General features: G+C 44.2%; 1 protein-coding gene. It reads left to right on the top strand.

Features of this window, described 5'->3' with window-relative positions:
- The coding region (locus tag LJE11_RS19630) for an antirestriction protein ArdA (protein ID WP_227296460.1) at positions 1-231 on the top strand (231 nt) is incomplete at both ends.

Below are 231 nucleotides of genomic sequence, written 5' to 3'. Positions count from 1 at the left end.
AAATGATAGAGGAACTTCCCGACTATATCGTAGAATGTCTGGACGAATTTATCAGTCACTACGGGACGCTGGAAGAAGTCGTGGAACACAAGGACGACATTTATTATTATCCCGACTGTGAAACTATGACAGACGTTGCCTATTACTACATAGACGAATTGCAGGCACTTGGGGACATTCCACCCAGCTTACAGAATTACATTGACTATGAAGCCTACGGGCGAGATTTGG

Origin of the sequence: Blautia sp. DFI.1.216, from assembly GCF_020594215.1 — a bacterium.
Lineage (GTDB): Bacteria > Bacillota > Clostridia > Lachnospirales > Lachnospiraceae > Blautia_A > Blautia_A wexlerae.
The sequence above is the reverse complement of the archived record's forward strand: the minus strand, read 5'-3'. Positions and strand labels throughout refer to the sequence as shown.